The organism is Bacteroides sp. AF32-8BH, from assembly GCF_003435205.1.
GTDB classification, from domain to species: Bacteria; Bacteroidota; Bacteroidia; order Bacteroidales; family Bacteroidaceae; genus Bacteroides; species Bacteroides ovatus.
The window spans coordinates 1-11,472 of the sequence record NZ_QVLZ01000080.1; the positions used below are offsets into that span (position 1 = coordinate 1).

At 39.8% G+C, this 11,472-nt stretch carries 11 protein-coding genes and 1 tRNA gene; all 12 read right to left on the reverse strand.

All coding sequences use genetic code 11. The features are described from left to right. Positions 1-452 precede the first annotated feature (452 nt). Positions 453-523 (reverse strand) — tRNA-Gln (locus DWZ47_RS29375). A 107-nt stretch (positions 524-630) separates the two neighbouring features. After that, the gene (tyrS, locus tag DWZ47_RS29380) at positions 631-1,923 is read right to left on the reverse strand and encodes a tyrosine--tRNA ligase (RefSeq protein ID WP_004302917.1); all 1,293 of its coding nucleotides are present in this window, start codon (positions 1,921-1,923) and stop codon (positions 631-633) included. 86 nt (positions 1,924-2,009) lie between these two features. After that, complete coding sequence (locus tag DWZ47_RS29385; protein ID WP_004313695.1) at positions 2,010-2,702, reverse strand: TatD family hydrolase; 693 nt, start codon at positions 2,700-2,702, stop codon at positions 2,010-2,012. 24 nt (positions 2,703-2,726) lie between these two features. After that, the gene (gene yidD, locus DWZ47_RS29390) at positions 2,727-3,002 is read right to left on the reverse strand and encodes a membrane protein insertion efficiency factor YidD (protein ID WP_004298909.1); all 276 of its coding nucleotides are present in this window, start codon (positions 3,000-3,002) and stop codon (positions 2,727-2,729) included. Further along, complete coding sequence (rnpA, locus tag DWZ47_RS29395; RefSeq protein ID WP_004298908.1) at positions 2,999-3,388, reverse strand: ribonuclease P protein component; 390 nt, start codon at positions 3,386-3,388, stop codon at positions 2,999-3,001. Before rnpA ends, yidD begins: the two co-directional genes overlap by 4 nt. Positions 3,389-3,393: 5 nt before the next feature. Further along, entirely contained in the window at positions 3,394-4,140 is a 747-nt protein-coding gene (locus tag DWZ47_RS29400) for a uroporphyrinogen-III synthase (protein WP_004322581.1), read from the reverse strand. Between the two features lie 4 nt (positions 4,141-4,144). After that, entirely contained in the window at positions 4,145-4,978 is an 834-nt protein-coding gene (locus DWZ47_RS29405) for a DUF4271 domain-containing protein (RefSeq protein WP_182281669.1), read from the reverse strand. Then, positions 4,975-5,562 (reverse strand): TIGR00730 family Rossman fold protein, encoded by a 588-nt coding sequence (locus DWZ47_RS29410; RefSeq protein ID WP_004313693.1) that lies wholly within the window; start codon positions 5,560-5,562, stop codon positions 4,975-4,977. The genes DWZ47_RS29405 and DWZ47_RS29410 overlap by 4 nt, the downstream gene beginning before the upstream one ends. A 79-nt stretch (positions 5,563-5,641) precedes the next feature. Next, entirely contained in the window at positions 5,642-7,882 is a 2,241-nt protein-coding gene (locus DWZ47_RS29415; protein WP_117515612.1) for a carboxypeptidase-like regulatory domain-containing protein, read from the reverse strand. Further along, positions 7,882-8,889 (reverse strand): DUF4249 family protein, encoded by a 1,008-nt coding sequence (locus DWZ47_RS29420; RefSeq protein WP_004313691.1) that lies wholly within the window; start codon positions 8,887-8,889, stop codon positions 7,882-7,884. Before DWZ47_RS29420 ends, DWZ47_RS29415 begins: the two co-directional genes overlap by 1 nt. Positions 8,890-8,904: 15 nt before the next feature. Further along, positions 8,905-9,897 (reverse strand): thioredoxin domain-containing protein, encoded by a 993-nt coding sequence (locus tag DWZ47_RS29425; protein ID WP_117515614.1) that lies wholly within the window; start codon positions 9,895-9,897, stop codon positions 8,905-8,907. 73 nt (positions 9,898-9,970) lie between these two features. Beyond that, positions 9,971-10,882, reverse strand: a complete 912-nt coding sequence (locus tag DWZ47_RS29430) for a hypothetical protein (protein WP_117515616.1) — start codon at positions 10,880-10,882, stop codon at positions 9,971-9,973. Positions 10,883-11,472 lie beyond the last annotated feature (590 nt).

The window sequence follows — 11,472 nt, forward strand, 5'->3', positions numbered from 1 at the left end:
GGCTTTGCGCATAAAAAAGGCTGTGTCAGCGTTTTGACACAACCTCATTTTGTATATATAAATCCCACATATTCCAATAATTCTCTGAAAATAGTTTCTAATAAACTCAGATACCGTTCTTAATAAACTCTCTCACTATTTATTAAAAACGGTATTCGGATTTATTACAGAAATGTAAATATATTGTTGCTAACAATATAGAAGTCTATTCAAAGATGAGTAAGGCAAACATCGAAACAGTCAATATTACGTACAAATAAGCTATAACAAATTTCTTACATCCTAATAGAGAGATACTTCTTCAAGGCATCTTTCTCCGTTTTTGCAACCAAACTATAGAAATCATCATGTTGTTGTTCCGTATGTGAACGTTCTAATGACTTAAGAAGTGACTTTGCATCCACAAAAAAAGAAAAAGCCCCGAAAGATGTCTCTTTCAGGGCTTTTCTTCGTTGGACTACCAAGATTCGAACTTGGACAAACAGAACCAAAACCTGTTGTGCTACCATTACACCATAGTCCAAACTTATGTGCTTTCTGTTAAAAAGCGGTGCAAAGATAGAGGTTTGCAAGCAAACCTCCAAATATTTCGTTCACTTTTTTATATTCTATCGAATGAATCATGCATTATTACTTTGCAATCAGCAGATAATAGTTCTTTTTGCCGCGCTGAACAAGCAGATATTTCTCGTCGAGCAGGTCAGCAGTCGTAATTACCTGATCAAAGGCTGCCAGCTTCTCCTTATTCAGCGAAACGCCACCGCCCTGAACCAATTTACGCATTTCACCTTTCGACGCAAATACGGCCGCATTATCAACGAATAGATCAACAGCCTTTACTCCTTCTGCCAATACATCACGGGAAATCTCAAATTGAGGCACTCCTTCGAATACAGCAAGCAGCGTATCTTCATCCAGTTTGCGCAAAGCTTCCGAAGTCGCATTACCGAATAGAATGTTCGATGCGTCTACTGCTGCGTTATAATCATCTTCAGAGTGAACCATTACAGTCACTTCCTTAGCCAGACGCTTCTGAAGGAGACGCAAGTGCGGAGCTACCTGATGTTCGGCAATCAATGCTTCAATTTCTTCTTTCTCGATGGAGGTGAAGATTTTAATATAACGTTCGGCATCGGAGTCGCTTACGTTCAACCAGAACTGATAGAACTTGTATGGTGAAGTATAGCGAGGGTCCAGCCAGATATTTCCGGATTCTGTTTTACCAAACTTACCACCATCAGCCTTTGTAATCAGCGGGCAAGTCAATGCGAACACCTCTCCCCCATTGGTACGGCGGATCAATTCGGCACCGGTAGTGATGTTTCCCCACTGGTCAGAACCACCCATTTGGAGCTTACACCCCTTTGTTTCATACAAATGAAGAAAATCATATCCTTGAAGCAATTGGTAAGTGAACTCAGTAAATGACAATCCATCACGTGCTTCACCATTCAGACGACGTTTCACAGAGTCTTTCGCCATCATATAGTTTACAGTGATGTGCTTACCTACTTCGCGAACAAAATCGAGGAAAGTGAAGTCTTTCATCCAGTCGTAATTGTTCACCAGCTCGGCACGGTTAGGTACATCCGACTCGAAGTCGAGGAACTTGGCAAGCTGATTCTTGATACATGCCTGATTGTGACGCAATGTTTCTTCGTCCAGCAGGTTACGTTCTGCCGATTTACCGGAAGGGTCACCAATCATACCTGTAGCGCCACCGATCAGTGCCAACGGCTTATGACCGCAGCGTTGGAAATGACGAAGGATCATCACTCCACAAAGGTGACCAATGTGTAGCGAATCGGCAGTCGGGTCGATACCCAAGTAGGCAGTCACCTGCTCTTTGCTTAACAACTCTTCTGTTCCCGGCATGATGTCCTGCAACATGCCACGCCATCTCAATTCTTCTACAAAATTCATCGTATTACTCTTTAATTATTTGGTTTTTATTGTATTTCAATTCCATGTGCGACAAAAGTACGACTCTTTCTCGGAAGATACAACTCTTACGCCTTAAAAAAGACATTTTGGATATTCCGGCGAATCACCTCACACAACGCTTCCACTTCTACCCCACGCACCCTGGCTGCCTGACACAGGATATCTTCAATATCAAGCAAGCTGTCATCCGTTTCCAAAAATAGGCGTTCATCGGGGACTATCTGCATCGTTTCATCGGGATAATATTCCCCAAAAGAAAGATAAAACCCTTTCTTCAACAACTGTACCGCCTGCTCCGGTTTTCCACGAAAGCCATGCCATATCCAAGGTTGTTGGGGGCGAGATTCTTTTTTCACACCCAGCAGTTCTTCCATTGCTTTCACGCAGTGAATAATCAACGGCAAACCGAGCTTTTCCGACAACTTTACCTGTTCCTTAAACACCGCTAACTGAAGCTCCATCGGAGCTTTTGCCAATTTATCCAGCCCCGCCTCTCCTACAGCTACAAACTGCTTTCTCTGTAGCTGCTGTTGAAGAAAGCTCAATTGCTGACTGACATTACTCTCTCTCACCTCCCAAGGATGAATACCAATAGAATAATAAGATCCTCTACCCACAGCCACTTCCACATTCTCTGCCAGAGGCATATACAATGGAGAGTCTGCCAATAGCGGATAATTGATGATGGATTTTCCTTGGGTATCAACTTCCTGTTTATGAGTATGGATATCTAAAATATCAGTCACATTCTTTTTCATTTTCTATTTCTCGTTTCAGTTGTCTCAAGGCACGGGATCATAACCGGAACCACCCCAGGGATGGCATCGCAGAATACGCCGCACAGCAAGATAAAGCCCCTTTATAGGACCATGTTTCTTAATTGCTTCGAGCGCATACGCTGAACAAGTAGGCGTGAACCGACAAGAGGGAGGAGTAAGGGGTGAAATACAAATCCGGTAAAAATAGATGGGAACAAGCAGGAAGAAGGAAAATACCTTTCTCAAAATTCCCGTAACGAATACCCACGCGGTAGATATCCGGGAGTTATGAGGTTTCATGAGAATAGTTTTTCGGAGATGCGCGCAAGCGCTATTTTCATTTTCTCTTCCAGCTCGGCAGTAGCAACAAGCTCGTCCGACAGATAGATAAAGGCAACGGCTAACCGTTGCTCCCGGCGTTGCAGTTCATCCACCAGAAGAGACTTGTTCTTCCGGTAGGCTTCACGTATCTGGCGTTTCACCCGGTTGCGTTTCACCGCCCGTTTAAAACGACGTTTCGATACACTGATTAATATGGAAGCAGGAGCCTCGCCCTGCTCGACAGGCATATATACAACGCGTATCGGAAAGATGGAAAACGATTTAGAAACACCGCCTTCAAACATCTTTCCGATCAAAATTTTACTATTCAGCCTTTCGGCTTTACACAAAGTATATATACCCACTCTGTTTATTTATTGTTTTCCTTGATAAACATGTCAAGTGCGGCAGTCATTGACGGAGCCTGCACCGTAGGAGCCTCAAGGTCCAGACGGAGACCTGCGTCACGTACAGCCTGTGCGGTAGTAGATCCGAACGTTCCGATCTTAATCTCTTTCTGATTAAAATCCGGGAAGTTCTTCTTCAAAGAAGTCACTCCGGCAGGGCTGAAGAACACTAACATATCATAATCAAACTCTTCGTCCGGTGTAAAGTCGTTGCTCACCGTGCGATACATCACAGCTTCCGTATGCTGAATGTTGTTCTTGTCGAGCAGGTTTTTCACATCGTCATTATGTACGTCTGACATCGGAACGAGATACTTCTCCGTTTTATGCTTCACAATGGAAGGAATCAGGTCTTCAATCTTTCCAGTAGCTCCAAAGAAGATCTTACGCTTACGATATTGCACATATTTTTGAATATACAATGCAACAGCTTCCGTCACACAGAAATACTTCATAGTTTCGGGAATTGTCACGCGCAATTCAGTACACAAAGTGAAAAAATGGTCAATAGCATGGCGCGAAGTGAATATTACGGCAGTGTGGTCGAGAATCGAAATTTTCTGTTGCCGAAATTCTTTCGCCGAAAGACTTTCAACCTTAATAAAGGGCCGGAAATCTATTTTAACGCCATACTTTTCAGCTATGTCGTAATAGGGAGATTTCTCTGACGCAGGCTTAGGCTGCGACACTAGTACTTTTTTAATTTTCAACGTCCTAAAATTTTATTAGCAAAATATTGTTCATTTGAATCATACCCTGATACAGTAAAAGACAAGGTACTATTTCAAGAGCGCAAAAGTACAAAATTAATAGGAAAAGCCCGCTAAATTGATGAAAAAAAAGCTTTATCCACTTATAAAACATCAATATTTTAGTGAAAATTAAAATAATAGACCCAATTATAACCAAATTCGTTAGACTCAAATCAAAATAAACCAGGAAAAGAACGAACGGAAAAAGGGCAAATCCGACATAATATATGAGCGCAGAATACGATTCCAGCCATATATTTGTCTTATTTTTATCAAAAAACGTCCACCCCAGAAACATATAAAGCAACCATTTTAGTAAGAAATAAGCGAGGCAAAAACCAACGTAAATACCCAGCAAAAGGAGGGAGGATACATGGTCCATCAGAGCAGGACATGTATCATGAAAATAATTGAAAAATGTGATGCCCGACAAGACACAGGTCTGCAATACAAGCACAAGGAGATAACGCACATCAGCCGCCGTAGAGCTATCAAAAATACTCGTCCGTTCGCGATGTAACACAAAGTCTTTCACCTGTTGGGAGAGAAATTTCTTTCCGCGTGCCAAGGCAATAGAGGAAAGAAAGAAGCAAGCCAGTAATGTCAGTGCGATAGCATCGTCCGTACGGGGAGAGTAGGAGATAGGGGTTCCTTCAAAGCCAGAATCAACCTCTTGTACAGCATGAAGATCGGCCAACTGCAGGCTATCACTGTCTGCCTTTGCCGGACTAATCTGTTTCTGCTGGAGAAGAGACAAGGTATCCGTGTTCTGGGAACTTAGTGTATCACCTATCATATCGCTGCAAATTTACGAATGGAAATATCCCATACAGGAGTCTCATAAAGCAGCTGAACTGCTTCTTCCGGTGTCTGCGCCACTTTCCATATATCACCGTGTTGGCGTCGCATAAAGTTTTCATCGATTGCTTTTTCAAGCATTTCGAGCAATGGATCGAAAAATCTGTTTGTATTGAGAATTATAATCGGATTGAGATACAACCCCAATTGTTTCCAAGTGATAATTTCCAGCAATTCTTCAAGGGTACCGCATCCACCCGGCAAAGCGATGATACCATCACTCAAATTGGCCATCTTCTGTTTGCGTTCGTGCATGGATTCTACCTCGATCAGCTCTGTCAGTCCAGTATGATGCCAGTTTTGTTCCACCATGAAGCGGGGAATCACTCCGGTCACTTCACCGCCATTTTTCAACACAGCATCTGCCACAGAGCACATCAGGCCGATACTTCCAGCTCCGTTTATCAAACGGATATGGTGTTCGGCAAACAGACGGCCGAGAGTCTCGGCTGCTTGAAAGTAAACAGCATCTATCTTGGTACTGGAAGCGCTATATACGCATACGGAATTTATCTGGTTCATCACTCTTTACGGGGTTTATGGTTGTAACGAGTGCAAAAGTACAAAAAAACATAGAATAACAGACTATAGTTCAAACTAACTAAAATGTAAATTGATAAGAGATAGATGGCAGTGCACCATACAAATACATTTTATGCATGCCAATATCAGAGAAATCATAGTCATCTCTACTCGTATAGATAGTAAACACATTTTTTCTGTTATATACATTCATCACAGAAAGAATCAATCGACCTCTTTTGCCAGTTTTACAAGTCATGGATAAATTCAATTCATGAAAGGCAGGAGCACGATAACCATTTCTTGTAGAATAGATATAGAAAGCTGTACCGTTCACCCGGTAATGAGCAATAGGCAATGTCAGATTCATCCCTGAATTGTACGAGAAGGTAGCTGCAAAAGCACACCTCCGCTTACGTCCGGCCTCATAATTCAGAAATATCTTCAAGCTATGTGGACGATCATAGACAGGCGGATATTCTTTATCTCCAAGAGTAGCAATATAATTCCGGGCACGTGAAAAGGTATAGCTAATCCATCCGGTTAGCCGCCCACTGTTTTTAGATATATAAAATTCCGCTCCATAGGCCTTTGAGTAACCAGTAGTCAACTGTGTTTCTATCTGATTATTCAAAAAGATATTCGCATTATCTACAAAATCAACGATATGGTTGGTCTTTCTATAATAAGTCTCCAGAGAGAGAGTATACATTCCTTTCGCCAGGCTTCTCTCATATCCCAAAGCCACTTGCTTCATCACTGCAGGTTTCAGTTGTCCATTAGCAGGTATCCACATATCAGAAGGAATACCCACAGAGGAATTAGACAACATATGCAGGTTTTGTGAAGACTGCGTGAAAGCCGCGTGCAAACGGTTTCCGGTTCCGGGGAAGTAGAACAACTCGGCTCTCGGTTCAGGTATTATGTAACACTTTTGTTTGAGTTCTCCAACTTTAGGAGTGTAAAAAACAGGTAAACGGATTCCCCCATTCAACTGCCATGCCGATGAAATTTTATAAGTCGCTTCTCCATAGGCTGCCATATCCAATAAAGACCGCCTGTCCATCCGGTAGGGAACAACATTACTAAAATCCCCCCAACTGCTAATACTTCCGGGCATTGTGGTAAACACATGCGCAGAGAGTCCGCTCCTGATATGTAACGCATTATTAACAGCATAATCCGCATCATACTTCAATTGATAAGATTGGATATTCGATTTCCACAAGAACTTCATTCCATCCGTTATTGATTTATAGCGATAATAATAATTACTAAAAATAGCACTGAAGTTTCCCGACAATTGATCTGTCCAGACGCGGTTCCATCGAAAAGTAGCGGTAGTATTTCCCCAGTTCATGCCATAACCGCGTACCAGCTGATTAAAAAAAGTATGATCGCCGCCATTATATACTGAAAAGAAAATCCGGTTCCGGTCATTTAATGTAGAATTAATTTTGGCGTTTACATCATAAAAGCTCATTTTAGTACCACGAAACTGTTTCAGTACGTTAAGTACAGCTCCCGGATAAGCAAATCTACCTGCTATCAGGTAAGATGTTTTCCCTTTCTTTATCGGACCTTCCAACTGGATTTTAGAAGCGATAACTCCAATTGTAGCACTCCGGTGTTTCTCCTGATTGTTTCCTTCGCGCATTTTGACATCAATAACAGACGAAGTTCTTCCACCATACTTCAATGGAAAATAAGATTTATAAAGACTCACTTGCTGTATAGCGTCGTTATTGAACACAGAAAAGAAAGACAATGCATGATTCGGGTTATAAACCATTGCCTCATCCAGCAATATCAAGTTACCCCATTGATTACTCCCTCGAACAGATATATTATTGGAACCTTCATTGCCACTAATGACTCCCGGAAGATATTGTAATGACTTCAATACATCAGGTTCACTTCCTAAAGTGGGAAGTGCCTGAATATCTTTCTGGTTCAATGTCAACTGTCCTCCTGCTTTCTGATTTCCCATTACCTCTACATCACTTAGTTGATAGTTATCGGGCATCAAAGCAAAATTATGAACCGAATTTGCAGTCAGAGTCAACGTATCCATTTGGGTTACATAGCCCAGCATCGAACATCTTAAGACACAACGTCCACCTTTAATACGAATGGAATATAGCCCATACGTATTGGCAGCTACTCCTGTTCTCGACATCAGGTCTCCAATGTTAGCATCCGAGAGCACTTCTCCGGTTTTTCTGTCGGTCACACGACCTCTGACAGTAATCGTCTGAGCATTACATATGGTGAAATTTCCACAGCAGGATAATATAAATAATAACAGGTATTTTTCCATCAAATCCTATGTTTCTTATAAAAATAGATTTCAGAGATAGCACTGACACGGAATATTCCATAAGCACCATTATCAATGTTACTTTTTACAGAGGTCGGACGCGGAGAGAAAGTTCCACCATCCGAACGTATTTGCTTAATCATTTGATCAAACACCTGATAGCAATTTTCAGATATGGACTGCATTTTTATCCAAATGGAATCACTTACAGGATAGCTAAACCCCGGACGATTAGGGAGTACAAACTGCTCTCCCTCGCTCACAACATAGTCTATCACATTTTCCGCCAAATATTCATCATCCAAAATAGAATATGGCCAACCGGCACTATTCGTTGTTCCATAATATAGATTATAAACAGATGCGACACGAAGCACTTTTGAAGAACAAAAATCTGTTTTAAGCAAATAATAGTTATGCTCTTCAGGAGGATTATAAAAACTGATACATGGAGTTTCATTAGGTTCACCTTCTCCAGTATCAATACGTTTCATTACTATTTTGTCTATTGGAGTTTTAGGCACCATCCGCTCACATGCTGTATATTCCTTTCCTTTGTATTTGATATGAAGTTCGTAGGTATGATTTTCAACTCCATAAATCTTATTAGTAACATAAAGTCCACCAGGCGTTTCACCAGGAAGCCATTTCATATAAACAGTAACATCTTTATCTCTATAGTGATCATAAAATCGAAAATCCTGATAACCAGTCAATTTGGCATTCTGTAATGTATCTCTTATACCTGTTGTCAAATCAACAATAACAATTTCTGCATCATTAATCCTATCAAAACTACGATTTTCAGGGTATTTCAGTTTAGTTGACGGTTTACTTAATACAAAATAATAGGGTGGGGGTTCATCGGTTATCACTCCATCAAATACTATGGCATCTTCCGGGATCGGCATACCTACATCAAACGGCTCCTCACAAGCAATACAAAGATATAAAGCCTGCATTAGAAACAGATAAGTTATCTTATTCAGATTAAAGTAAAGTCTCATCTTTTATCTTTTGTGTTATAGTTCATACTCCAATAGTCTGGACAATTCTTCATAGCTGTTTGTGACGTACACCAAACGATCATTAATTATGATGGTAGGAGTAGCCATCAGCCCCCTTTCTACTAACTGATTGATGACCTTATCCATCTCCTTATATTTGTCAGAAGAATGTAAGTAGGCATCAAATTCTGTCATATTCAATCTTTTAGACTTTGCTAAGTTATATATAAAAGCGGAATCTGCTACTCCTGAATAGTTAAATATAGTATCATGAAAAGTCCAGAATTGTTTTTGCTCACCAGCAGCCTCACATGCCAAAGCTGCTAACGAAGGAGCATCTGCAAAATGCACAAAACCAAATTTAACCCGCTCTTTATAATTATCATAGAGCTTGGACAATGTCTTTTCAAATTGTACACAGCGCTCACAATTATAATCAGAGGCAACAATAAAAGAAACAGGAGAGTCTAAATTCCCCCTATAATATACACACAAATCCCTCACAACACATTCCGGCTGTTTTGGAGGATATAAAAATCTTTTAATATCCTCCTTTTGATATAAAGAATCAACCAATGCCTGAACAATCCGACTCCGAAGTTTCTGTTGATAAGATAGTTTCTCCTCCAAAGAACCTTTCACTAACGGGATTAATTCACCTTTTACATAAAAGCTTTGTGTATTAAATCCATATCGTTTTTTCAAACTATCCTGCCCTACACATATTTTCTGCTGAACAAACCAATCGATAAACTCTTCCAAAGACATGTTTTCTTTTTTGGCTGCATCTTCTAACAGTTTCTGTTTGATCAGACCTGCAAGTACCCGACTTTTGATTTCATACGCTGTATTCAATATATCAAAAATCTCTTGTTTACTTTGAGACGCCAATTCTGAAAGAAGAATCTGTTCTCCATTCACTTCTGCAACAACATCATTCTTATTTATAACAGGAGTATTGCAAGCAATAAAAAGAAAAGAGAAGAGAAAGAAATACAATATTTTCATGTCTATGTGCTAATTAAATCAATTCTTATTGGTAAGTTTTACCAATAAGAATTGATTATAAACAAATTAATAATTAGATAGCTGATCGCACCAATTTTGTGAAATTAGTTTTATCCGTATTAAGGCATACGTGATATCTTGTATTTCGATCCAGCTGGACTCCATAATATGTACCATGCGGTTCATATTGGTTTTGGGGTCCTAACCAAACTTGTGCCCAATTCTTATTATTATGATCTTCATCATCAAAATACAAATTACCTGAAGCCATTTCAGCAGGAGCAATGACCCCATAATTAATACCTGCAGGTCCCACTGGAATATCGCCCCATTTAGTCATATTCCTATTTATATTCCATGCCAATGTAGCATTAAAATCTAATTTAGACATTCCAGAAATATGCATTACATCATAATAATTAGGATCATCAGACCACACGCCATTATGACCACCATCTTCCGTATCATGATAACGGACCAATGTCATGGTCTCTAAAGGTACATCCTCAAACAAAAAGACTCCCCCCGGATAACGAAATCCCGCATCCACCATACAAAATTCGAGACGCATATTATCTCCACCATCAACATACGTATCTCCAACATTACCACTTACGCTAGTTTTACTATTTCCGTTTTCACAATCAATTTTTATTGATAAATACTTGTAATTACCACAAGAACCAACCCTGAAAACTCCGACCCTAGGCGATGTTGCACCATAAGCCGTACGCATTACCTTCTCTTTAGCAACTTCCATACGTCCCATAATTTCCGCGATATAATTGTCCTTCAAAACCTGAATGGAATCTTCATCACCCGAAGTTTCGCATTTTAGACCATTATCACCCGCTTCTAACGTACCTAGCTCATACTCATTGTTCAAGCCATTTAATTCGGATTCTGTATCCAGTAATACAGAACTTCCTGCACAAGAGCAACATAAAGCTACCATTGTTCCCAAAACCAATAGTTTTTCTTTCATCTTGGTTAAATTTAAATTTGTTTTTATTTAAGAGAAAATCTCTGAAAAGTATTTTTCATCCAAATACATTATGGCAATATCTATTTAACAGGATAAATTATTTATTCATCCCATTCCATATTTTTAGAATAGCCATAGTAGATTAAAATAGATGTCGATTAAACAACATCTACGAACTCCCCAAAAAGTTATTAGGAAAAACAAAAATTGAATGCGAACGCATTTGAGTAACATCCTTCAAAGCTACCCAACCTCTCTTAATTTGTTCCATCGCATAAATACTTATACTTGATTGGAATAAGATAGCTGATAATAAAAAGAATAGAAGTTTCATTTCCATGATGTCTGTGTGTTAGGTTCTGTGTGCCAAAAGTACGTAAGCATAATGAAAGAAACGAATTTCACTTGGTAACATAAGTAACAGTAGCGCATAAAATAGGAAACAAGAGGTTACACACACAAATTATCTAACAGATAATCCTAATAATATATTCAAATAGCTTAGCAGTCATCCCATTTACCTCATCATACCCCATCAAAAGAAGAGGTTGTGTCAAAACGCTGACACAGCCTTTTTTATGCGCAAAGCC